Annotated in this window: 25 protein-coding genes and 1 tRNA gene; 15 read left to right on the top strand and 11 right to left on the bottom strand. The window is 45.1% G+C overall.

Annotated features, from left to right (window positions below; genetic code table 11):
- Positions 1–180 precede the first annotated feature (180 nt).
- The 3 genes from ACLWBB_RS05210 to ACLWBB_RS05200 all read right to left on the bottom strand — a co-directional run bounded on the left by ACLWBB_RS05210 (position 181) and on the right by ACLWBB_RS05200 (position 3,586).
- Positions 181–1,344: a DNA topoisomerase VI gene (locus ACLWBB_RS05210; RefSeq protein WP_413290516.1), complete on the bottom strand. Its 1,164-nt coding sequence runs from the start codon at positions 1,342–1,344 to the stop codon at positions 181–183.
- Entirely contained in the window at positions 1,344–3,107 is a 1,764-nt protein-coding gene (locus ACLWBB_RS05205; RefSeq protein ID WP_413290515.1) for a DNA topoisomerase VI subunit B, read from the bottom strand. Before ACLWBB_RS05205 ends, ACLWBB_RS05210 begins: the two co-directional genes overlap by 1 nt.
- A 158-nt stretch (positions 3,108–3,265) precedes the next feature.
- On the bottom strand, positions 3,266–3,586 hold the full coding sequence (locus tag ACLWBB_RS05200; protein WP_413290514.1) for an HNH endonuclease: 321 nt from the start codon (positions 3,584–3,586) through the stop codon (positions 3,266–3,268).
- A 33-nt stretch (positions 3,587–3,619) separates the two neighbouring features.
- Here ACLWBB_RS05200 and msrA point away from each other — a divergent pair, with 33 nt between their 5' ends.
- The 3 genes from msrA to ACLWBB_RS05185 all read left to right on the top strand — a co-directional run bounded on the left by msrA (position 3,620) and on the right by ACLWBB_RS05185 (position 5,246).
- Complete coding sequence (msrA, locus tag ACLWBB_RS05195; protein ID WP_413290513.1) at positions 3,620–4,120, top strand: peptide-methionine (S)-S-oxide reductase MsrA; 501 nt, start codon at positions 3,620–3,622, stop codon at positions 4,118–4,120.
- 80 nt (positions 4,121–4,200) lie between these two features.
- Positions 4,201–4,704 carry a DUF1269 domain-containing protein gene (locus ACLWBB_RS05190; protein WP_413290512.1) on the top strand — a complete coding sequence of 168 codons (504 nt, stop codon included), beginning with the start codon at positions 4,201–4,203 and terminating at the stop codon, positions 4,702–4,704.
- Between the two features lie 11 nt (positions 4,705–4,715).
- Positions 4,716–5,246, top strand: a complete 531-nt coding sequence (locus ACLWBB_RS05185; protein WP_413290511.1) for a DUF1269 domain-containing protein — start codon at positions 4,716–4,718, stop codon at positions 5,244–5,246.
- A 16-nt stretch (positions 5,247–5,262) separates the two neighbouring features.
- Here the strand turns inward: ACLWBB_RS05185 and ACLWBB_RS05180 are convergent, their stop codons facing one another.
- Both ACLWBB_RS05180 and ACLWBB_RS05175 read right to left on the bottom strand, forming a co-directional pair.
- Positions 5,263–5,943 carry a beta-sandwich domain-containing protein gene (locus tag ACLWBB_RS05180; RefSeq protein ID WP_413290510.1) on the bottom strand — a complete coding sequence of 227 codons (681 nt, stop codon included), beginning with the start codon at positions 5,941–5,943 and terminating at the stop codon, positions 5,263–5,265.
- A gap of 117 nt (positions 5,944–6,060) precedes the next feature.
- Positions 6,061–7,980: an LTA synthase family protein gene (locus tag ACLWBB_RS05175; protein WP_413291587.1), complete on the bottom strand. Its 1,920-nt coding sequence runs from the start codon at positions 7,978–7,980 to the stop codon at positions 6,061–6,063.
- A gap of 88 nt (positions 7,981–8,068) precedes the next feature.
- Here ACLWBB_RS05175 and ACLWBB_RS05170 point away from each other — a divergent pair, with 88 nt between their 5' ends.
- Genes ACLWBB_RS05170 through ACLWBB_RS05155 form a run of 4 tightly spaced genes read left to right on the top strand, consistent with a single transcriptional unit; the run spans position 8,069 to position 10,279 of the window.
- Positions 8,069–8,299 carry a BolA/IbaG family iron-sulfur metabolism protein gene (locus tag ACLWBB_RS05170; RefSeq protein ID WP_413290509.1) on the top strand — a complete coding sequence of 77 codons (231 nt, stop codon included), beginning with the start codon at positions 8,069–8,071 and terminating at the stop codon, positions 8,297–8,299.
- A gap of 23 nt (positions 8,300–8,322) precedes the next feature.
- A complete protein-coding gene (grxD, locus tag ACLWBB_RS05165; protein ID WP_413290508.1) occupies positions 8,323–8,631 on the top strand; it encodes a Grx4 family monothiol glutaredoxin in 309 nt (102 codons plus the stop codon).
- Between the two features lie 6 nt (positions 8,632–8,637).
- Positions 8,638–8,862, top strand: a complete 225-nt coding sequence (locus tag ACLWBB_RS05160; RefSeq protein WP_413290507.1) for a DUF2892 domain-containing protein — start codon at positions 8,638–8,640, stop codon at positions 8,860–8,862.
- Positions 8,863–8,893: 31 nt separating this feature from the next.
- Positions 8,894–10,279, top strand: coding sequence for an FAD-binding oxidoreductase (locus ACLWBB_RS05155; protein ID WP_413290506.1), 1,386 nt, complete (start codon positions 8,894–8,896; stop codon positions 10,277–10,279).
- Here ACLWBB_RS05155 and ACLWBB_RS05150 read toward each other — a convergent pair.
- Positions 10,276–10,875, bottom strand: coding sequence for a type 1 glutamine amidotransferase domain-containing protein (locus ACLWBB_RS05150; protein WP_413290505.1), 600 nt, complete (start codon positions 10,873–10,875; stop codon positions 10,276–10,278). The genes ACLWBB_RS05155 and ACLWBB_RS05150 overlap by 4 nt on opposite strands.
- 134 nt (positions 10,876–11,009) lie before the next feature.
- Between ACLWBB_RS05150 and ACLWBB_RS05145 the strand changes: the two genes are divergently transcribed.
- Together ACLWBB_RS05145 and ACLWBB_RS05140 are read left to right on the top strand one after the other, a co-directional pair.
- The gene (locus tag ACLWBB_RS05145) at positions 11,010–11,432 is read left to right on the top strand and encodes a DUF3617 domain-containing protein (RefSeq protein ID WP_413290504.1); all 423 of its coding nucleotides are present in this window, start codon (positions 11,010–11,012) and stop codon (positions 11,430–11,432) included.
- A 121-nt stretch (positions 11,433–11,553) separates the two neighbouring features.
- On the top strand, positions 11,554–13,056 hold the full coding sequence (locus ACLWBB_RS05140) for a hypothetical protein (protein WP_413290503.1): 1,503 nt from the start codon (positions 11,554–11,556) through the stop codon (positions 13,054–13,056).
- Here the strand turns inward: ACLWBB_RS05140 and ACLWBB_RS05135 are convergent.
- From ACLWBB_RS05135 to serA, 4 genes are all read right to left on the bottom strand, one after another.
- A complete protein-coding gene (locus tag ACLWBB_RS05135; RefSeq protein WP_413290502.1) occupies positions 13,053–13,847 on the bottom strand; it encodes an ABC transporter ATP-binding protein in 795 nt (264 codons plus the stop codon). The genes ACLWBB_RS05140 and ACLWBB_RS05135 overlap by 4 nt on opposite strands.
- Position 13,848: 1 nt before the next feature.
- Positions 13,849–14,661, bottom strand: a complete 813-nt coding sequence (locus ACLWBB_RS05130; protein WP_413290501.1) for an ABC transporter permease — start codon at positions 14,659–14,661, stop codon at positions 13,849–13,851.
- Positions 14,662–14,671: 10 nt separating this feature from the next.
- Positions 14,672–15,637, bottom strand: coding sequence for an ABC transporter substrate-binding protein (locus ACLWBB_RS05125; RefSeq protein WP_413290500.1), 966 nt, complete (start codon positions 15,635–15,637; stop codon positions 14,672–14,674).
- 97 nt (positions 15,638–15,734) lie between these two features.
- Positions 15,735–16,946: a phosphoglycerate dehydrogenase gene (gene serA, locus ACLWBB_RS05120; protein WP_413290499.1), complete on the bottom strand. Its 1,212-nt coding sequence runs from the start codon at positions 16,944–16,946 to the stop codon at positions 15,735–15,737.
- 106 nt (positions 16,947–17,052) lie between these two features.
- Between serA and ACLWBB_RS05115 the strand changes: the two genes are divergently transcribed.
- From ACLWBB_RS05115 to ACLWBB_RS05090, 6 genes are all read left to right on the top strand, one after another.
- Positions 17,053–18,420, top strand: a complete 1,368-nt coding sequence (locus ACLWBB_RS05115) for a sigma-54-dependent transcriptional regulator (RefSeq protein WP_413290498.1) — start codon at positions 17,053–17,055, stop codon at positions 18,418–18,420.
- On the top strand, positions 18,417–19,337 hold the full coding sequence (locus tag ACLWBB_RS05110; protein WP_413290497.1) for a phosphatidate cytidylyltransferase: 921 nt from the start codon (positions 18,417–18,419) through the stop codon (positions 19,335–19,337). The genes ACLWBB_RS05115 and ACLWBB_RS05110 overlap by 4 nt, the downstream gene beginning before the upstream one ends.
- The gene (locus tag ACLWBB_RS05105; RefSeq protein WP_413290496.1) at positions 19,334–20,110 is read left to right on the top strand and encodes a lysophospholipid acyltransferase family protein; all 777 of its coding nucleotides are present in this window, start codon (positions 19,334–19,336) and stop codon (positions 20,108–20,110) included. Before ACLWBB_RS05110 ends, ACLWBB_RS05105 begins: the two co-directional genes overlap by 4 nt.
- Entirely contained in the window at positions 20,091–20,981 is an 891-nt protein-coding gene (locus ACLWBB_RS05100; protein ID WP_413290495.1) for an MBL fold metallo-hydrolase, read from the top strand. The genes ACLWBB_RS05105 and ACLWBB_RS05100 overlap by 20 nt, the downstream gene beginning before the upstream one ends.
- 1 nt (position 20,982) lies before the next feature.
- Complete coding sequence (locus ACLWBB_RS05095) at positions 20,983–21,834, top strand: YihY/virulence factor BrkB family protein (RefSeq protein WP_413290494.1); 852 nt, start codon at positions 20,983–20,985, stop codon at positions 21,832–21,834.
- Between the two features lie 96 nt (positions 21,835–21,930).
- A tRNA-Arg gene (locus ACLWBB_RS05090) sits at positions 21,931–22,007 on the top strand.
- Between the two features lie 28 nt (positions 22,008–22,035).
- Here ACLWBB_RS05090 and ACLWBB_RS05085 read toward each other — a convergent pair.
- Positions 22,036–23,115 (bottom strand): Fic family protein, encoded by a 1,080-nt coding sequence (locus ACLWBB_RS05085; RefSeq protein WP_413290493.1) that lies wholly within the window; start codon positions 23,113–23,115, stop codon positions 22,036–22,038.
- Between the last annotated feature and the right edge of the window lie 264 nt (positions 23,116–23,379).

Below are 23,379 nucleotides of genomic sequence, written 5' to 3'. Positions count from 1 at the left end.
CGCCGATCGAGGCCTCTATTTTTTTCGGGAATAAAAAAAGCCAGAGTTTGTACTCTGGCTTTTTTGTTTTTGATCTGGAGTTGCTTCAGCTCTGGCCGTCCCGGCCGCCGCTCTGCCCGCGTAGCCGCGAGTTGCTTCAGCTGCGGGCCGCCTGCCCTACGCTCTGCCGGCGGGCGCCGACTAAACGTATGAACCGCGTTTGATCTTTTCAAGAATGATTTTTTCAGTCTTGATTGGATCTTTTGGATCCACAGAGAAAAAGCTTTGTTGCTCGCAACGAATTTTTTCTTTGATCAAGAAGCGAAGAATGTCTGAAAGATCTTTGTTCTTCTTATCCAAGAAGAATGGATCGTTTTCTAAAGCATCTTTTGCTTTTTTCAAAGCACGTGCTTCAGCAGGATCAGATTCTTTCACTTTATAGCTGAACAAATCATACTTCTTCACGTCTTCAGGCAATACGCCCAAGAATTTCACGCTTGGCGCAGAGAAATCGGCGTTACGAATCAAAGACGCCGCAGAACCGGCTTTTAGCGTACGATAGATATTTTGCATCGTGTACGCATCGAGATCCCCGAAGAAGTAAATTGGCACATCCAATTGCTCTTGGATCAATTTACACCAGCCACGCACACCGTTTGATGGAACCCCTTGAGCACCCATCAAGATACAGTTGTTACGCTTCGTGAAACCCATTGTCGCCAAGGTATTCGCCGTACCTTCTGACTCGATAACCAAGCAGAAGTCGATTTTCTTTTTAGCTTTCAATTTCAAACTTTGTGGTTTGTTCTTTGGCTGGAACGGAGAAGTACCCAGTGTCGAAAGATCGATCACGGCCTTGTCCCCGTCTGCCAGAGTCTCAGTCACAACCAATTGTTGAGAGTAAGTTTGTCCACCACGATCATTGGCAAAACAGTTCAATTCTTCGCGATATACTTGCAGCATATCGCCAATGAAATCGATAATTGAATCAGACTCGGGCTGATCTTCGAAATCCAAAGGTTTCAACTTTGGATTGCTCTTAATCAACCCTTTTGCCACGTAATACAATTCACGCTTCGTATTGACCGTTCCAATATCCAAGTTTCTTAGCAAGATTTCCATCACGAAAACCACGCGAGCAAGCTTTTGCACGGAAGACACATTCAGTTCTGTACGAACCATCTTGTCGCCCGGAGTAAGGTAACCCACCTTAGGATTGTAGAACGAATTGTCCAAAGAAGTTTTCACAGCTTCCAAGACTGGGCGTCGTGAAGACTCCAAATCCTTTAGCATTCTTTCAGCCAGGATTTTGGCCTCTTTAGGGATATCAATTTTCAGTTCACGAATGGCCATCAACTTTGCCATTATTTACCACCCTTCTTTGTACCAGCAGCTTTTTTAGTGGCGGCTTTTTTTGTCGTGCCTTGCGGCTTTTCTGCCGCTTCTTCAACAAGTTCCTCGGAAGAAATCACGCTAGATTCTTCTTCGTCCTCATGACCAATGCCTTTTTGACGATCTTTTTTCTTTTGCGCTAGCAATTTGCTTTCTGCTTCTTCAAGATCTGCAATCGCTGCTTCAGAATCGCGACCAAGAAGCTTTTTCAAGCCTTCTTCCGCTTTCTTCTTACGACTATCAGGCGCACCTACAAGTCGTGCCAAACCTTCTACAAGGATTGGACCGAATTGCTCGATATGAGCCAATTTTCTTTCAAGATCTGCTTCTTTGAACTCTTTTTTGATGTGACGAGAAAGCTTTTGACCAGCTTGGATCAATGCCAAGCGAATCTCTGCAACTAACTCTTCAGAAGCATCAATCGTTTCTTTCGAAGCATTTTTAAATTTGATAAACGGAGACACCACAGAAACCGCAAAAATATACGGTCCAATTGGTAAACTGTCTTTAGGCTGTCCCAAACCGTATGTTTTCCAGTTCACGGATTCAATCGCCCAAGTGATCGCACAACCCGATTTATCGAATTGCAAAGGAACGCGATTCGCAAAGCGCAGTAATTGCACCGGAGAATCCGCTTCCAATTGACGAGTTTTAAAGCGCGCTAACGCCACTTCCACCACGACCGGTTTAAAGTCACAAATCGTCGGTTTACGAGTCACGACTGCAAAGAAGTCGATTTCTCCAAGACGCATAATCGATTTAGACAGAGACTCTTCACCCACAGTCAAAACAGACTTGGTTGAAGGAGCCATCAAATTCGTTGCTTGAACTGCTTGGAAGACCTTTTTGAAGTCTTCTTCACTTAAAGATGTAATTGGCTTTTCAACCAATGATTTTGGCAAACCGGCTTTCACGAAATCAGAGATAGATGAGTCTGAAATACGAGAGAAACCAGTTTTCAAAAACTTAGACAAAGACACTTTACCGAACAAAGTTGCATGAGTGATGAATTCACCCAGTTTAAACGTGTGCGGATGAGGCAAAGTTGCCTCTGGCAACTCTGGCACTTCGTTGCTTACGCGAGCTACTGTAACGAAGTCATTATCCTGAAGTTTGTACGTGATAGTCATATGAGGATTCACAAGTACTGTGCCCTCGATATAAGTCACAAGACCGCCATCACCGTTCATTTGAATACGACCATCTAACAAGAACTCAACACGAGTTCCGTGAGCACGATCCCACTCCATCGTTTCTTTGTTTTTCAAAACACCGGTGTTGGATTTAATATCCACGTCTACTTGTGCAGACACGGCTTTTCTCATTGATTTTGTCTTAGAGATAACTTGTACACCACGAGCATTAGTCATTTGCGCCCATGTTGTCGCAGCAGAAATACCGATACCTTGTTGACCGCGAGAACACTGTCCGCGACCGAATTTTGAAGAGGCCAAGTATTCTCCGTACACCTTCGCGAGATCTTCGCCTTCGATGCCGGGACCGTTATCTTCAACAACGATTTTAATGAGGTCGGTATTCTTAGTAGAACCAGTTCCTACTTTCGTCACTTCAACAAGAAGATCTGGTAAAATGCTCGAGGATTCACAAGCATCTAACGAGTTATCAACGGCTTCTTTTAAAGTCGTTAAAACTGCCTTTAGTGGGGAGGAAAAACCCACCTGTTGAAGGTTCTTCGCAAAATATTCGGCTGTACTGCTTTTGGTAATTTTACTCACAGCTGACTTATTCCTTCTAATTTCAATAGGTTATAATGAGGATCTATGCAGGATCTATTGAGCCTCTGTTTCTAGGTTAATCCCAATGCGCAGTGTTAAAGCAAGACTTTTGAAGTGTTCGTCGATTTTTTGAGCACGCGCTGCGTCCTAAAAAGACCCTAATCGATGTCGTCGTCGGAGCGTTTTTTGAGCTCGTCAGCCATGTTTTCCATGGTTAGTTCCACGGACATTTTGTAACCTTTTTTCGAGTTACAGTCCTTGCAAGAAGGCACGCAGTTCTTCTTGTTAGACTTACCTCCACGAGCGATAGGGATCACGTGATCCATAGTTAGCTCAGAGGGTTTGAATTTTTCTTTGCAGTGATAGCAAATCCCCTGGCCGACTTGTTGCCGCCACCACTGAGATTGTCGAAGCTCTTTGGCTTTTGCTTTTTCACGTTTTTGATGCTCGGCACTTGCCGCTTGAAATAACAGATTCATAATGTGGGTACGTTATACCACAGAGGAGCAGATATGGCCAAAAAAGAAGTAGCAACCCTTGCCGGTGGGTGTTTCTGGGGTATGGAGGATTTGCTTCGTAAAGTTCCTGGGTATCTCAATAGCGATGTTGGCTACACAGGCGGCACTGTTCATAATGCAACCTATGAACAAGTTAAAACTGGCAAAACAGGTCACGCCGAAGCGATTCAAATCGAGTTTGATCCTGAGACTCTGACCTATGAGAATCTGCTTTTGTTCTTCTTCAAGATTCACGACCCCACTACGGTAGAACAACAAGGAAACGATATCGGCAGCCAGTATAGATCGGCCATTTTTTATCACACCGATGCACAAAGAAAAACCGCAGAACAAGTGATTGAAAGAGTCAACAAATCCAACGCCTGGGGTGCGCCCGTCGCAACTCAACTGGAACCTGTGGATTCGTTCTATCGCGCAGAAGATTACCATCAGGATTATTTAGAAAAACATCCCAATGGTTATACTTGCCACTTCTTACGCGACATAAAGTTCTAAACGCCATTTCGTAAAAGCATCACAATACTCACGGAACAAGACGAAATATCCTCTGTTTAATAAAACAAAGGAGTTCTGCCATGATGACATCCACTGTGATGGTGTTGGTCTATCCCGAAGAGCAGATTGCTGACGAGGTGATGGACACAATCAAGGATCTGCAGGCAAAAGGTCTCCTGGAAATTGAAGATGCCTGTGTGGTGATTAAAGACCCACAAAACAAAGTCAAAATACATCAAAGCCACAATATTCCCCTCTTAGCAGCAGCCGGAGGCGCAGTTCTTGGTACTCTTGTGGGTCTAATCTTCGCAGCCCCTTACGTCGGCGCTGTTGTCGGAGTCACCGCAGGGGTCATGGGCGGCGCCCTTGCTGATGTTGGTATTGATGATGGTTTTATGATGAATGTCGGCCATGAAATGAAAGCTGGGAATTCAGCCCTCTTTCTTTTGCTTCATCACATAACCATCGATAAGGCGATTCCTGAACTTGCCAAGCACGGGGGAAAAATCCTGCATACATCCTTCTCAAGAGTGCAGGAAGAACGCGTGAAAAAGATCTTTAACTCATCGGTACAGCATCCCTGAAGGAGGTCGTCATGTCCGTCTTAATAGCCATTCTTTATCCCGAGGAAAAAGTCGCTGATGAGGTCTTAGAAGCTGTCGAAAAGCTGTCGCATGACGGTCACCTGGATATCGAAGATGCTTGTGCCGTGGTAAAAGACATCCATGGCAAAGTGAAGCTTCACCAAGAAAACGATTTATCGTTGTTTGGAGCTGTTGCGGGCCTCGCTTTAGGCACCTTTTTTGGCTGGTTTATATGGCTTCCTTACCTGGGTGTCCCGGGCGCGATTATCGGGGCTCTTGCAGGCCGTGCCAGCGATCGTGGTATCAATGATCATTACATGCGGGATTTAGGCAAAGAAATGCAGCCACGAACATCAGCTTTATTTGTCTTGCTAAGAAGCACTTCTGCGGAAGGCGCTCTGCAAGAGCTTGCTCCGTATGGAGGTCGCATCTTCCACACCTCTCTGACAAAATCCGAAGAGCTGAATTTGGAAGAAAAGCTGGAACAACTGCGCCAACAAAAAAAACCGGAGACCTCTCGGCCTCCGGAATTACGTGAATAATTTTTGCTGCAAGCGCCTAGTAGCGAGAACCCGTCAATGATGTATAACCATTGCCAGATACGCTGATGCGAACATCCGCGTGATCACCCATAGATTCAGCACGCAAATCAATCGCGATAACGTCTTCGTAGATGCTCAAGTATTCAGAGCTAATCGAAGAGTAGAACACACCAGTTCTGCTCAAGTTACGAATGCTGTAACGAGCACCACTGCGAGTGATCGCAACCGCATCGTGAAGTTGCAAAGCTGCATGCAGAACTTGTACTTGAACGTAATCAACGCGAATTGGGTAGTTCAAGTTAACGCGCAACCATTCTCCACCGCCACGACGAGAAACCGCATGGAAATCAATGCTGCTAGCACCATGACTTGGTGGCGGATTGTAAACCGGTGGTGGGTTGTACGGAGGATTGTAAGGTGGATTGTACGGAGGATAATGTCTTGGAGGTGGGCGATGAGGAGGATAACGACGTCCATCATCACGACGATAATCATCGCAGTACGGATCGTAATGACGACCGCCGCGAGTTCTTTCACGACACTCGTTGTCGTCTGGAGTGGGGCGAACTGGCCCTGGGCGATAACCGCCACCACGTCCACGATCTGGTCCTGGATAACGACCTGGATCTGCATATGCTACAGTTCCAGCTAGAAAACTTAATGCCATAACAGTTTTGATAAATTTTTGAAGCATCATTGTGACTCCTTTTCTACACTCTGGAGTCCATATTCAACTTTCATGCCGATCCAAAATGACTCCATTGCTGCGATGCAAAGACGAAGTTCTCTCTCTCGTATTTTTCAATTTTGATTTTTATTTTCCGCTTGGATAGTAGATGCGGTTATCCCACATGCCTTCGTTGAAATACTGAATCGAAGCTTTCAAACGCGCTTCAAGTTCATGTTTTCTCACAGTAGGTTCTTGCAGAATTTCTTTCTGAGCAGCATCAGTGATCGAGTACATTTTGAGCTCGCCACCAACCATCCAATCCAAGAAATAATCTTTTGCGACCAAGAAGTAGCGACCGTCCAAATACAAAGTCGCTGTGCGATCGCCTGGTACAAACACCGAGAGGCCCAAGTAGTTGACCTCTTTATTTTCAAGGCCCAAGAAATCCATCACAGAAGGCATCACGTCGATTTGTTCAACGATTTGATCCTGATCAATCCCCTTTGGCCACTCATAGCCCGGGTGATAAAACAAAATCGGAATACGGAAGCGAGTCAGCTCGTTGTCATTGCCCGCACGATACGTAAAGCCCGTATGATCGGATGTAATCACAAACAATGTGTTCTTAAACCACGGTTGTTTCTCGGCCTCTTCGAAGAATCTTTGCAACGAATAATCTGCGTAAGCGACGCTCTCTAAAATCGGATGCGGACCTTTTGGGAATTTGTCTTTGTGCTGATCCGGAATACGGTAAGGATTGTGCGAGCTCAGAGTGAAAACAGCCGCCGCAAAAGGTTGCGGAGTTTCATCAAGCTTTGTTTTCATGAACTGCAAGAAAGGCTCGTCGAAAATCCCCCAGGTGCCGTCGTTGTCAGCCGGATTTGGGTATTCGCTCGCACCAAAGTATTTATCAAAACCCGCACTCTTTGCGAAAGAATCAAAATACATCGTGCCGTTATTGCCACCATGGAAAAAGCTTGTTGGATATTTTTGCGCCGTCAAAAGACTGCCAAGACCCACGAAATAATTCGAAGAAAAATGCGAGGAAATAAAAGGCTCATTCATCATCGCAGGAATGCCGGCTGTGACTGCAGCAACGCCTTCGATGGATCTACGGGCATTGGCAAAACTGTTTTTAAAGAACAACCCTTTGTGAGCCAGTGAATCCAAAAACGGCGTAAACCCCTGCCCGCCATTGATTTCACCCATGTATTCCAAGCTGAAGCTTTCAAGGATAATCACCACCACATTTTGTGGGGGTTTTGGGCGTTTGCCTTCAAGCAATGAAGGCCCTGGTAAAGAACCGTTCAGGTTTTTCAGCATCTCTTGGCGATCCGAGAAATAGACCTCTTTCCCGAGCTTTTCAGCGCCGTAGCTTTTGATGAAAGTAAACGTCGAATTCAGTACCAAATTGTTCAAAATCGGAGCTGCAAAAATATGGGCATTGACGATGTTTAATGGCTTTCGCTGAAGACCGCCGCGGACTCCGACGACTGTCATGACAAGCACGATAAATACACCCACGATGTAGTACGGAAGTTCCCATTTTAAACCCAAAATATAGGCCCGTTTTGAAGGTCTATGCAGAATCTTCCACGCAACCCAAATTAGGAACCCCATCAGCGAGAAATTAATCACCGCCAAATGCCAGTAAGAACCCAAAATCCCTGCTACTTTTGTGTCCATTTCACCGACAACAAAAAGGGCATCATAAGAAAACCTACGGCCCACGAAGTTGATGAACTCGGAATCGCCCAAATTCATCATCATAAACGCCAGGAAAAAGGGTGCGAATAACCAAAAAGCAATGGTGGCCCACAGATAGTGGCGCTTTTCTGACCATGGCCAGAAACTCCACAAAACTACGGGGACTAAGGACATACAAATTGCCGCGATATCGAAACGAAAGCCTACGAAAAAGGCCCAGAGAATATCGGAAACTTCTTTGGATTTATATTGGGGCCAGTTCCAAACCACAAACTCTAGACGGGCAAAAAGATAGAAAGCCAAAGACAGGGCCGCCAAAGCCAGGATTTTTTCAAAACGACGTAAGAATTGAACCATTTCCAAGTCTTACTCCTGATGGAAGCCCACTGTCACCTGCTCAGTTAGCACTTGCGCCATAAATAGCCTTCTGGTACTAAATCCCCCTATGACACCACAAGAAATGAAAGACCGTTTAACTCAAGCGTATCCAGACGGAAGCGTCGAAGTTGTTGATCTGACTGGCACCCACGACCATTACGAAGTCATTATCGAGAGCAAGAACTTTGCTGGTCTAACCCGCATTCAACAACATCAACATGTTATGGCTGTTTTTGGACCAGAGCTTAAAACTGGCGAAGTACATGCCCTTTCTATTAAAACTAAAGTAAAATCCTAATTCAGAACTTTTCGGAGGACCGAATGTCTACTACTCACGAACGTATCGATAAAATTTTGGCTGATAACAAAGTCGTGCTTTTCATGAAAGGCACTCAAAACTTCCCAATGTGCGGATTCTCTTCCCGCGCTTGTGCAATTCTTCAAGACATGGGCGTTAAGTTCCACGATGTGAACGTGCTCGACGACGAAGAAATCCGTCAAGGGATCAAAGAGTATGGCAACTGGCCAACCATTCCTCAATTGTACATCAATAAGCAATTGGTCGGTGGCAGTGACATCATGATGGAAATGTACCAAAACGGCGAACTTCAAGACCTTTTGAAGAACTAATTCCCGATGAAGTGCAACGTCGCCCTTTGGGACCGCATTTTAAGATTTATCTTGGGCGTAGTTCTAACGACCTACGCTGTTGCTGGCGGTCCTATTTGGGCTTTTGGCGGTATCTATTTTATCTTTACCGCTGCCTGGGGTTTCTGTCCCCTTTACGCGACTCTGAAAATTCGCACCCTGCGCGAAGAAAAAAGAGCTCCACGAATCAATCCTTTTGAGGAACAATCATAAAAGCACCTTAGGTCATGGAAAGGATTCCAAGATGACACAGCTTTCAGGTCTTTCAACTCTACTTCCTGCCGATCAAATTAAAACTGACCCCGAATCTTTGAAGTACTACGGCAAAGATTGGACGACTTACTTTGACATCAATGCCTCTGCGATTCTTTTTCCTCGTACCACTGAAGAAGTGGCGAAAATCGTAAAATGGGCTCGTCAAAATAAAATCGCGTTGGTTCCGTCTGGCGGTCGTACGGGTCTCAGCGGTGCTGCTGTTGCTACAAAAGGCGAAGTGGTTGTTTCTTTCGATCAAATGAATCAGATCGTGACTTTCAGCCCTACGGATCAAACCGTGGTCTGCCAAGCTGGTGTTGTCACTGAAGCTTTGCAAGAGTTTGCTCATTCTAAAAATCTTTATTACCCGGTCGACTTTGCAGCCAGTGGTTCTTCACAAATTGGCGGCAATATCGCGACCAATGCTGGCGGCATTAAAGTTCTTCGTTATGGCTTAACTCGTGACTGGGTTGCGGGTTTAAAAGTTGTTACTGGAACTGGCGAAATCATGGAGCTCAACAACGCTCTTGTAAAAAACGCGACCGGTTTGGATCTTAGACACCTATTCATTGGCAGTGAAGGCATGCTTGGTTTTATCACCGAGTGCACGATTAAGCTTGCTCCGCCTCCGCCACCACTCAAAGTGATGGTGCTTGGGGTTGCAAACCTTGATGCCGTGATGAAGATCTTTGCTCAGTTTAAGAATAACACGACGGTTGTAGCGTTTGAGATGTTCTCGGACAAAGCTTTAAAACGCGTGATGGAAAACACAGGCCTGCCTCGTCCGTTTGAAACAGAAACTCCGTTTTATGTTTTGGTCGAAGTAGAAGCTCGTAACGCTCAAGATGAAGAACAAGCACTCAGCGTGTTTGAAAAGTGTCTTCTTGAGGGCTGGGTTTCTGACGGCGTGATCAGTCAGTCAGAATCTCAGGCAACAAACTTCTGGCGTCTTCGTGAAGACATCAGCGAATCTTTGGCAAAATTCTCTCCGTACAAAAACGATATCTCAGTCGCAATTTCGCAAGTTCCTGCATTTATGAACGAACTTGATGGAATCCTGTCGAAAGCTTACCCAACGTGGGAAGTCGTATGGTTTGGTCACATTGGTGATGGTAACTTACACATCAATATCCTTCGCCCTGAAGGCATGACTAAAGAAGATTTCGTGAAAGAATGCCGCAAGGTCGATGTTTTGATCTTTGAAGCGATCATGAAGCACAAAGGCTCGATCTCTGCAGAACATGGCGTGGGTTTGACTAAGAAGCCGTTCTTAAGATTCACACGCTCTCAGGCAGAAATCGAAATGATGAAAGGGATCAAAAAAGTATTTGATCCCGACAACATCATGAACCCTGGAAAAGTAATCGATCTTTAGTGCGTGCGCGAGCGCGGTTCGTCGTACGGGCGTGCGCCGTTTCGGTGAGCGTGTTTACCCTCTTTGAACTCTTCAATCATTTTGCGATTGAAGGCTGGAATGTCAGCCGGTTTGCGGCTGGTAACTAAGCCCTCGTCCACCACGACTTCTTCGTCGACCCAGTCGGCACCTGCATTCAGTAAGTCGGTCTTTATCGATGGCCATGATGTCATTCTTCGGCCCGCGATAAGACCTGTTTCGATCAAGGTTTGTGGTCCATGACAAATCGCTGCGATGGGTTTGCCCTCGCTGAAAAAGCCTGTGACAAATTCCACGACTTTCGGCTCCATACGCAGGCGATCTGGATTGATCACACCACCTGGTAACATCAAAGCATCAAACTTCTGGGGGTCAGCCTGACTGACAAGCATGTCAACCTTGATGCTTTGGCCCCAATCTTTGTCTTTCCAACCTTTGATTTCGCCTAATTTCAAAGAAACGATTGTCACTTCTGCTCCGGCATTTTCCAAAGCCTCTTTAGGATCAAAAAGTTCCGACTGCTCAAAACCATCCGTTGCAAGAATTGCTACTTTTTTTCCGCTGAGTTCTTTTGCCATTTGAAATCTCCTTGTGGTCTGTAGATACGGACTCACACTAAAACCAAGTTTTGACATAGTTGTGAAGTTCGCTTGATGAACTCTTGACCTGACGAAAAACAAATCCAAAGATGTAATGAAGCTGGAGGTTGTTGATGAGAACTCTTTTATTTGTTGCCGCGATCCTATTTGCGTCGAGCTTTGCTCAAGCACAAACTATCAATCCAGGTCTTTGGAAAGCAAAGACCGTCATCAAGCTCAATACTCTGGCGTTACCTGCAATTGATGTCGATGATTGCATTAGTGCGAATGAAGCCAAAGACATTCGTAAATACATCCAAGAGAATTTAATTCCTGAAACTCAGTGTGTGATCAAAACTTGGGACTATAAAAAGCCAGACTTAAAAGTCACTCTTACTTGCAGCAATTCACAGTATGATTCTAAAGGCGAACTCAAAGGCAAAGTCACAGAAAAAACTTTCAATATTGCCGGTACTCTCAGTGGCACTCACGTCATGATGGGTGATGTTGATGTCGGTGTCGATTACCAAGGAAAGTACACCAAAGCTTGCAAATAAGGCTGTCTCATTTTGAGACGTCAATACTCTGAAAAGCGGATGACATTTTCCGCAGAATACCTGGGACCATCCAGTCTTTTTCAATACTTAGAGTGGAACCTCGTTTGCACCCACTAAGGGTATGTGGAACAAGAAACAAAAATTTGGCGTCATTGTCTTTGTGGTTATTCATGTGCTTGCCGTTTTGGCTCGAGCGCAAACCGTTCCGGAAATGACTCTCGCAGCATTGCAAAGTTATGTGCAGAAATATAATACCAGTGTGCTTTTCGACTTCCAACGAGGCGGACGCGAGCTCATCAAGCTTGAAAAAGTCCCTTCCACAGGAACTGATAGCGCCACTCGTTTGCAAGCCCGTTATTTACCTGAGGGTTTGACTTACGTTCTACAATACACCGAGCAAGCTTTGAAAAATCCCGAGAAACTTGCAGTCGACCTGGTTATTCTTGAAGCTTCAAAGGCACGCTGGGAAGACCGCACTATTTATACAGCAGCTGAAACTATGTATAATGCCGAACATGGGAGCGCCGGCGGACGCTATCGATTGGCATTGCAAAAGAAGAATTTCTTGCAGGACCAGCTCGCCAATTCCCGTATGACAACACTGCTTGCAAACAACGACGAGACCTTACGCACAAAAATTCAATCAGAGCTTCAATTTGAAAAAGAAAAACTCCAAGCTAGCGAACAATCGCTTTTAGCTACGGCAGAACAAACCGAAAAAGCAAAGTACAAAGCCCTCGAAAAGTATCGTGCTGAAAACAAAACTCTTGAAGGTTACGAAGCACAAACAGAAAAACTCAATGATTTATTATTAAAGAATGATCGCAAAGGCGTTCGTCAAATGCTCGAGGCTTATCTTCCATGGCAAGTGATGGAGCCTATGGAAACTCAAGTTTGGAAAACTTGGTTAGACGCCATTGAAAATCCAGATCCAACAAAAACCATCGTGGCATTGCGTGGAGTGGAGTATAAGACAGATAAAATCCAGCGTTTAAAACTTCCAAATGGCCAAGAACGACTCGCTTTTTTATCGACAGTACTAACGAAAAACCAAGGTAGCTATACAAGACGCCTTCGTTCTTTAACTGTGAATCGAGAAAAAAACGGACGTATGGCAGAAGGTGTTCCGGGCGTACAAATTACTAATCAAATGAGGAAGCATTCTATCGAGCCCGTCGCTTCAAGCTTTTTATCTTTCACACTTTCTAAAGATACCGCAATCCAATTTACAGGCTCGAATTTAGTTAAAAGCATAGGTGGCGTAATTCATTCGACTCCAAACGGTGGAATACTGGCTGTCCGTCTTGACCAACGCCGCCTGGTACCCAACATTATCAGTAAATATGCTGGGGAAGCCGAACTTCTTGCTCCTCTTGTGATTTTCCCAGATGAAGTCGTTAAATACCACGAAGGAAGTTTTAATAATTATGTTAATGGATTTTTACAATTCGATACGGATGCGGCGGATAGATTTTTTGCTGAGGTAACCGAAAAAACCGGCGTTAATTTCCGAATCGTTGATATAGAATTAAGAAATAGAATCTTTCTCGAGAGTGGAAGATCCTTCTTTAACATAGCAACACAAATGCCTACGTCAAATATGTGCTCGAAGGTGTTTCCCTAATCTCCCGTCGAGCCGCTGATTTGTACCTTTTGGAAGCGCTCTTGCTCTTCCATCACTAATCGGGAAATATCTGCTTTTAATTTATTGAACTCAGGTGACGACGGATCTCGCGGATGCGGGATCGTCACCATGATGTCTTTTTTGATGGTGCCTGGACGATATGTCATTACGACGATTCGATCCGCTAAGTAGATCGACTCTTCCATACTGTGAGTCACAAAGATCACGGTTTTTTTGGACTCTTCCCAGATTTTTAGCAATTCATCTTGCAAGCTTCGTCTTGTCAGCGCATCGAGTGCGCCAAAAGGTTCATCCATCAACATAATGGGTGGATCTAACGCCAGTACGCGCGCAATCGCCACCCGCTGGCGCATCCCGCCTGAAAGATCTTTTGGGAAACGATCGCGGAACTCGGTTAGCTTCAAAGTTTTTAATAGCGCATCCAAAGTTTTTTGAATCTGCGCTGGATCTGATTTCTTAATGCGAAGACCGAAAGTAATATTCTCAGCAACCGTCATCCAAGGGAAGAGCGCGTATTCTTGAAAGACCATACCGCGATCAGGTCCGGGCTCAGTGATAAGCTTATTATCGACCTTCACGTCACCTTCAGTTGCCAACGAAAATCCACCGATCGCATTTAGCAGCGTGCTTTTACCACAACCCGAAGGTCCCAGTAGACACACGAATTGTCCCGCGGGTATTTCAAGATTGATGTTTTTAAGCGCAACGACATCCCCACCACTGCCTTTGAAAACTTTCGAGACATTGTTCACCTGCACCTGCGCTTGCATATTATTCCAATCCTCGGTGCCACCTGAGCAAGTAGTTGTTCAAGTTATCGACCACTACATCAATCGCAAGCCCTAAAAGACCAATGGTGAACATCCCTGCAATGATTTTGTCCGACCATAAGTACTCGCGGGCTTCGAGAATGCGGTAACCAAGACCGTTATTCACCGCGATCATTTCTGCAACGATCATACAGATAAAGCCTGTTCCAATCCCGATGCGCACACCACTCAAAATGTATGGCATCGCAGCTGGCACAATGATTTTTGTAAACATCGTAAAGCGCCCTGCGCCCATATTACGAGCAGCTCTGATATAAATACTATCGACCGAGCGCACACCTACGATTGTATTCATCAGAATTGGAAAGAACGCCCCAAGTGCAATCAAAAACACCGCCGGAGGATTTCCCAAACCAAACCACAAGATCGCAAGTGGAATATAAGCAATTGGTGGAATCGGACGCAGCACTTGTACTAAAGGATTTAAATAATCATAACCAACGCGACTAGCGCCCATGATAAGGCCCAATGGCAGTCCCAGTCCCCCACCAATCAGAACTCCAACAAGCACGCGATAGAAACTCGCCCACAAGTCATGAGGAAGTTCGCCTGAAAACATCCAGCTAAAGTAGCTGCCTTTTTCAGGATCAAAAGGCTCTAGCGGTTTTAAGTATTCGATCCATTTTGTGATCACGGCCCAAGGCGAAGGCAGAACTTGCACGTTGACCCATCCAAGCTCTGAAATCCCCTGCCACACTAGCACCACCACTAGTGGCACCCAGAATCCTTTGAATCGCCCCAGAGTCTCTTTCATAGAAGACTTCCTACTTAATGTTTAAGGCCTTTTTTGCGTCTGCTAGCAGATCCAGCTTTACCCAGTCTGCGGCTTTGGGTGGTGATTTCATCCGTCCGACACCCAGCTTTTGCATATAGTCCGTGGTGATTTGAATGTGCTCTACATCCAAGTCATAACTAAACGGAGAATTCCCAATAGCGTCTTTGTAGTCTTGAGAGGTAATTTGTTTTTTAAACATTTTCTCGACCACGAATTTTTCAGCGATCTCAGGTTTTTCAATGAAGGTCTTAGTGGATTCGACAAAACAGCGCATGAAGCGCTCTGCGATCGGTTTTTGCGTGTTGTACATTTTCTCGGTCATCACCAAAGTACGAATGGGCTCTTTCATTGGCGTGTCGTAGGGTTTTAAAAGTTCTTTTCCAAAACCTTTGTTAATCGCTTGGGAAGAATAAGGCTCGCTTTGCCCCATGGCATCGATGTTTTTACTTTGCAGAGCTTGGTTTAAATCCGCAAAAGCCATATAGACAATCTGTACGTCTTTGCCGGGCTTATCGGACCAAGTCAGTTTTTCTTTATCCAGTTCAGCTAAGGTTAAAAGTTCTTGGGCCCCACCACGGGCAACACCAACTTTTTTGCCTTTTAAATCTTTGACGGAATTAATTTTTGTATCAGTGCCAACAACAATGCGGGCGCCACCTTTGGCAAAACCTGCAACAGCAAAGATGGGTACACCACTTGCGCGCCCAGCGATTGCGGCGTCAGCAGCACTTGCGGCAACGTCGATTTCGCCGGCGATGATTGCTGGCATGATATCAATGCCTTTGGCAAAGACACGCTCTTGGACTTTTAATCCGTACTTGCCGCAAATCTCTGTCATGTAACTGATAGCACCGTAGTGCGCGAATTTAAGATTGCCGACTCGAACTAAGTCCTCTGCCAGCACTTTGAAAGGAAGAACCGAGATCACAGCGAAAAGGAAAATCACCTTTGCCATACACACACTCCCTTGAGATTACCCCTATCAGACTCTGGGTCTGAAAGCAGAGCAAGAACTCAAGAGCATTTTTGGCAAACGACAAGGCCTATAGGTCTTAGTACACAACGCGCGTGCGGATGCTGCGGCTGAGTGCCTGAATCTCGTCCGCCAACTGTTGTGCGTGATGAGAATTCAAATCCATCACCATGTAACCGACTTTTTCGTCGGTTGAAAGATACTGAGCCTCGATGTTGGCCCCTTCTTTCGAGATGATTCCGTTGATTTCTCCTAGGACACCGGGCTCGTTACGATGAACGTTCAAGATACGTGACGTTCCTTGTTTGACCGGCAAATCCACGTTCGGGAAATTCACAGCACCGCTTGAAGAACCGATTTTCAAATATCTTCTAAAACTTTCTGCAACCTCGGCACCAATTGCGTACTGAGCTTCTTCCGTGCTGCCCCCGATATGCGGAGTCAGAATCACGTTCGACATTCCTTGAAGTGGCGACACGAACTTTTCTTTGTTCGAAGCCGGCTCTTCAGGGAAAACGTCAATCGCACAACCTGCAATGTGTTTTGATTTTAGTGCTTCCACCAGATCATTGATGACAACCACGGTTCCGCGGCTGGCGTTGATCAAGTAACTGCCCTTTTTCATGTTCGAAAGTTGCTTCGCACCGATCATGTCTTTGGTTTGTGGAGTCTCAGGCACATGCAGACTGACAAAGTCCGCATTTTTCAAAAGATCGTCCAAAGACGCACGCATCTGCGCGTTTCCTAGTGGCAATTTTTTAACGACGTCATAGAAAATGACCTTCATGCCTAAGTCTTCTGCCAAAATACTAACTTGGCTTCCGATGTGGCCATAACCAACGATACCGATCGTTTTGCCGCGCACTTCGCGCGAACCATCGGCACTCTTCATCCACTCGCCTTTGTGAGCAAGCGTATTACGATCGCCCAATTGACGAGACAGCGCGATCATCTCTGCAATCACAAGTTCAGCCACACTGCGTGTGTTTGAGTGAGGAGCATTGAAGACCGCAATACCCTCGGCACGCGCGGCCTTGAGGTCAATTTGATTTGTCCCAATACAGAAGGCGCCGACCACAAAAAGATGCGGATTTTCTTGAAACACCTTTGCGGTTAGCTCAGTTTTTGAACGAATGCCCAAGGCCTGATAGCTTGGCAGAAGCTTCAACAACTCTGCCTCGGAAGGAGCATGAGAGATCAAGTCAACCTTGAACCCCTCTTCTTCGAGTCTTTCCTTGGCAACAGGGTGGATATTTTCAACTAAAAGTATTTTCACAGAGTTCGAATTCATTCGTGCAGCTCCCTCTCAAAAGTGTACCGAGTTTCCAGGGTTTAACAAGCATAACATCACGCAATATCGGTAGCCAAAACAGCCCCGTCCCGCGATGATCCTAGCTATGAAAACCAATAGAGCATTCCATCTACTCGCCGTTGACGATGACCCCTTGATACACCAGTCGTTAAAGCTCTGTGTATCGGCGCCTTGGAAAGTCATTTCGGTCTCTAAGAAGGAACTTGTTCCTTATACGACTTTCTTTCATGCAGCGATGGTAGATATGCACCTGACTCCGGGCAGTCGTGATCCTGAAGGTGTTAAGGTTATCGAAAGACTTATGAAGCACAATCCGCAGCTTGAAGTCGTCGCGATGTCTGGCGACCTAGACCGCGATCTGATGGAGCAATGCCTGAAAGCCGGAGCCCAAAGATTCTTGGCAAAACCACTGCAAGCTGAAGAAGTGATGCTGGTGTTGAACAAGATCGATGCCTACTGGAGTATCCGCAACTTGGATCCTCAAGGTAAAGACATCAACTGGATTGGTTCAGGTCCTAGCTCACAAAAAATCAAAAAACGTATTGCCGAACTAAAAGGCGAAACGAAAACGATTTTGATCGAAGGTGAAACTGGTTGCGGTAAAGAAGTCGCAGCTAGACTTTTGAATCAGCAAGAAGACGCACGCCCTTTTATCAGCGTGAATATCTCGAGCATTCCTGAAAATCTTTTTGAATCAGAACTCTTTGGTCATGTGAAAGGCTCTTTCACTGGAGCTGATCAAAACAAAATGGGTTTGGCTGAAGCTGCCCATGGTGGAGATCTTTTCTTAGACGAGATCGAAGCCCTGCCACTGACTCAGCAAGTGAAGTTGTTACGCTTCTTAGAATCCGGCGAAGTTCGCAAAGTAGGTTCGAAAGAATCTTTCAACGTGCAAACGCGCGTGATTATTGCCAGCAACCAACCGATCAAACGCTTGGTCAGTGAAGGCAAATTCCGTGAAGATCTTTATTTCCGTCTTTCAAGCCAGCGTATTGAATTGCCACCACTGCGTGATCGTAAAGAAGACATTCCAGATCTTGCCAGAAATTTCTTAGAGCAAGAACGCCCCCGCAGAAACAAGCAATTCACGGACGACGGCCTTGCGGCCCTTGATAATTACGTATGGCCTGGAAACGTGCGCGAACTAAAACGCGTGTGTGAACAAATCAGTCTGACGTCACCGCTTCCGTTTATTCGTGGCGAAGACGTGGATAATTTGCTTTACCCAGATGCGCCTAAGCGCGGCCGTACCAATAGCACGAACATGAACTTTACAAACGTGGATTTCACTAAGGGACTTGGTTTCTTGGTGGAAGAGTTTGAAGCAAATCTGATTCGTGCTTGTTTAAAAAAATACCCAGATGTTGGTGAAGCTTCTGAAGTCTTCAAAGTTTCACGCTCTAACTTGTATAAGAAAATCAAAGATTACAAAATCGATGAGGAAAATCTATGACCGGCACTTCTTGGTCAAGCCCCGTCTATCAGCAAACTGTGTTCATCGTTTTGAGCATCATCTTTTGTTCGGGATTGATCGTTTATTTCTTCCGTAAGCAGAACTATTACTTCAACGTCAGTTGGGCCAGTATCAAAAGCTGGTTGGTTGTTGCCCCACTTTTGTTCATCTTAATGGGTCTTCCAAATCCACTGCCATTGGTCGTTCTTGTGACCTTAGGGATTATGGGGGCTAAGGTATATTTCCAGATCATGGGGATGTTTCACCGCAGTTATTTCGTTCTGATTTGTTATGCGGGGATTATCGCTCTTGGTGCGTGTGCGTACTTTGATCGTTTGGACGTTTACAACGTCATGCCGATGATTGTGCTTGGTGCTTCGTGCTTAGTACCACTGATTCTGAATAGCTATAAACGCATGATCCAGTACATGTCGCTGACCCTTCTGGGATTCATCTTCTTGGGCTGGTGCTTTATGCATTTGGGCCTAATCCTGCACTTCGAGAATGGCATCTATCAGGTGATTTATTTGATCATCCTGACTGAGTTCTGCGATAACACGAACATCGCTTTGGGCAGATACATTGGCAAAAAGAAACTTTTCCCGCGTTTAAATCCGCACCGTACGATTGCAGGTTTATTTGTTTCGTTGCTTTTAACTTTGTTCTTAGCCGGTGCTATGCGATTCTTACTGCCAGATGGGTCGCAAAAGTATTGGCTGACAGCGGGCCTTATCGCCAGCCTTGGTGGCTTCTTGGGTGATTTGATCATGAGCGTGATCCGCCGAGACGCCGGAGTTCGCATCGTAGGACCTTTCATCATTGGTCGCGGTGATTACTTGCATCGCATGGATAGATTGATTTTCGTGGCTCCGATTTATTATTACTTGATGTTAGCACTTCCGGACATGTCGTTATGATGAAGGATTGGAACTATGACAATGAACAGTGGACGAAGCTTCCGACTTATCTGAAGCATCTGCCGCTGTTCACAAGACACGTAGATCTTTTTAGCGCTTGCATGCGCTATGTGTGGTCTATTTTCTTGAAAGACATTGCGTTCAATCTTTATATCCGCCTGCAAGTTAAAGGCGGAAGCTTCACCGAGATTTATAAAAACCATCCAAAGCTTTTGGTGATTTCAAATCACGCAAGTCACTTGGATGCGACTTCGATTGCAGCATCCATCCCCCGCCGTTACTGGCTAAGTTTATATATCGCAGCTGCGAAGGATTACTTTTTCACGAATCCGCTATTTACGTTTTTCTCTCAACACTGTTTAGGTGCGATTCCAATCGACAGAAAAGACCGTCGTGGTGAAGCTATTAACCTGATCATTAAGCTGCTTAATGAGCTTCCGCGTATTTGGTTGATTATCTTTCCGGAAGGAACACGTTCTAAGAACGGAAAGATTCAAGAGTTCAAACGTGGGATTAGTATTTTTGCTGAGCGCACGAAAACTCCGATTTTGTTTTTGTACATCGAAGGCAATGCTGACTTGTGGCCTAAGGGGAAATTGCTGCCAAAACCTGGTAAGCTAGTTATACACGTAGGCCCCGTCCACCCACCCGGAGACATCAAGATGGTTTACCAGGCTTACAAAGACTGGGTTATGACCATCAATCCTGAGGCCTTTAGCTCGACCGAAGAGACCGAGCGCCTGGAGGTAGGAAATGACGACACAATCGCTTAAACTAAAAATCGGCCCTTACGAAGTCTGCCCGATCCCGACTGGGATTTTCGGTTTAGACGGTGGTTCGATGTTTGGCACAGTCCCAAAAGTCTTATGGGAAAAAACCAATCCGCCAGATGACAAAAACAGAATCCAGATGGAAGCTCGTGGATTGTTACTAAAATCCCCTGGCAATAATATTCTGATCGACTGCGGAAACGGCGGCCACTTCGTTGCAAAGTACGGCGAAAAATTAGGGACCAAGTTTGCCGAGATGTACAACATCGATGACTCGGGCCCAAGCCTTGAGAAGTCTTTAAAAGCCCATGGCTTAACTGTGAATGATATTAACCATGTGATACTGACCCACTTGCATTTCGATCATGCAGGCGGTGCTACGGTTGAAAAAGACCATAAGCTAGTACCGACCTTCCCGAATGCAAAATATTACGTACAACGTGCAAACTTAGAAACTGCAAGTCAGCCGAACTTAAGAGAAAAAGCCAGCTACTTTGAATCGAACTTTAAGCCACTGATGGATGCAGGAGTTTTGAATATCCTTGAAGGCCCGAAAGAAAATCTGCTTCCGGGGATTTCAACGCTGATCTCTAACGGACATACCCAAGGTCAGCAGATGGTGAAAGTCACTGATGGCAATAAGACCATTTTGTATTGCGGAGATGTGGTGCCGACGAGCACTCATGTGCGTGTGCCGTGGTTGATGGGTTATGATCTTCATCCGCTACTCTTGATGGAAGAAAAGCAAAAGTATCTGTCCGAGGCTGCTGATCATTCTTGGTATTTATTCTTCGAGCACGATCCGTACTGCGATTCTGCTCAGATCGAGAAAAAGGGCGCTGACTTTGCCGTGAAGGAACGTTACTGGTTATAGGATGACGAGTAAGTTAGTTACGATGGTGAAAGACTATGCCCGCAAAACCCACTTGATGGGAAAGGATCTGATCCATCAGCTTCGTGATGGCGAAATCCAATTGGTGGCGGCGTCCCTTTCGTTTTCGACGATCCTGTCACTGGTCCCTTTCTTGGCAGTAATCTTAGCGACATTTAAATTCATGGGCGGCGATGACATACTGTACACGCGTGTAGAGAACCTGCTGCTTTTGTATTTCAAAGAGGCCGGCGGGGCTGAATTCGTAAAAGTAATTAAATTTTCAATCCGTAATATTCAGGCTGGCAGCCTGGGAGCTTCGGGTGCTGTGATTTTGGTGCTTACGACCTTTCGGTTGATGCACGATATGGAGCATGGGATTCATCGGGTGTGGAATCAGAAGAACACAAGACCGCTTTTGAAGCGCTTTTTCATGTATTGGTTCTTGGTGGTCATCCTGCCTGTTTTTTTAGCAATTTATGTGGGTTTCACCACCCTGATTCGGATGGAGTTTGGGAAGAAGTACGTGCCGGGCTCGGTGACGGGGTATACGGTTTTGGCCATTATCCTGTATTTTGCCTATAAGTACGTGCCGGATCTGAAGGTGAAGGCGAAATCCGCGTTCTTTTCGGCGGTCTTAGCGACGGTGGGCCTGGGGGTTGTTCAGAACACCTTTACCTGGGTGACTGTGAAATTTTTCCGTTTCAACAACATCTATGGCAGTTTTGCCTTCTTGCCGATCTTTCTGATTTGGATTCTGACGATTTGGTACGTGATTTTGGGGGGTGTAGCGATCTGTGCTTCGACCCAAAGGCGGCAATTGTTGGAGATTGATGAGAATACGGGAGTTCTATAATCCCCAATCCTTCGGTTTTCCGCTTGACTTGGGGTGTCTTAAATTGCACCTTAGGCACGAATTCGATACAAGTTTGAGTTCTGTTTTTTCATCCATGGTGCTGTAGCTCAGCTGGATAGAGCAATTGCCTTCTAAGCAATAGGTCGCACGTTCGAGTCGTGCCAGCATCACCAAGTTCGATCGCTCTTTACTAACTCAGAATTATGTTCGCAAACACGCAAGCAATTTGACGTTGTAGTACAAAATATGACGACCCGACTTTTTCTTTGCCAAAATACCAGCCCCCTCAAGCGTTGACAGATATTTACTAGCAGTTTGGTATGTGATTTCCATTTTTTCCGCCATGAACGTGGGGTAAGTGACAGGGAAGTTGAAAATATGATCTAGCAAGTCCGGACTATAAATGGAGTTAAAATCTTTTCGTAATTTCTTTTTCAGTTTATTCCTTTCTGACATCATTTTAAAAATAACATCTTTTGTAACCTGCGCCTGTTCATGAATCGCTTGTAGCATGAATTTTATAAAATCGATCCACTTGCCATCATTCGTTACTGAACTTAAGAGTCGATAATATTCATCTCTATGCCTATTCAAGTAGCCGCTTAAGTAAAGAATCGGAAAATCTAATAATTTGTCTTTTACTATTTGCAACACCATCAATATACGTCCTGCTCTACCATTTCCATCAGAAAAAGGATGTATCGCTTCGAATTGGTAGTGGCAGATAGCTACGCGAATCAATGGATCAAACCCCTCATCTTCAGCGTGAGCATATTTTTCCCAATTACTCATTAACTCATTTATGTCTGGCGGCGCTGGTGGGGTATAGATGATTTTTGAACCCTTCGCTATTTGATTTTGTTGCTGTTTAAACTTACCTCCCCCTTGAGGCATTAATTTTTCATGAATTGATAAAATCGTGCGCGTAGATAATGAATACTTATCCAGGGCTGCAAAACCAGAATTGATGGCCTCTCTATACCGAAGCGCTTCTTTTCCCGCCGGATCCTGTTCACCAACCGCTTTAACTTGCTCTTCAAGAGCTGTTTCCACAGTTGTGTGAATTCCTTCAATCTCAGAACTAGCGACTGATTCTTGAAGCATCGGAATATTTAATAAAATATAAGGATTAGAAATTGCTCGACAAGTTCCATTTAGTTCCGCAAGAGAGGAGTTAGCTTTTATAAGAAGCTGAACTAACTCTTTAGTTATTATCTCCTCTGTCTTAAACTGAGGAGGTAGTAGAGGTAATTTAAAAGGTTGTTTAGGATCTGAAGTCATTTAATATATCCCCGATATACATTAAAAATTTACACTTTCTTTAATGTATTTTCAAAACATATTACTTTTTAAGTAGTTTTTTAATGTATCTGGTTAATATGTTAAGTCATAAGTATTTAATATTATTAGCAATAACATAAACATCAAAATTCTTAGTTTGAAACACAACATGGGACAAAGTGCTTAAAAATTTATGGAGTTCTACACCAAATGTCACTCCTAAGCCTCAAAGCCCCGCGTTTAGCCGTGCTGGCGTTAGTTCTT

Source organism: Bdellovibrio sp. HCB337 (genome assembly GCF_047302465.1).
In the GTDB taxonomy this organism is placed as follows: Bacteria; Bdellovibrionota; Bdellovibrionia; order Bdellovibrionales; family Bdellovibrionaceae; genus JACMRP01.
This window is presented reverse-complemented; position numbering and strand designations above follow the sequence as displayed.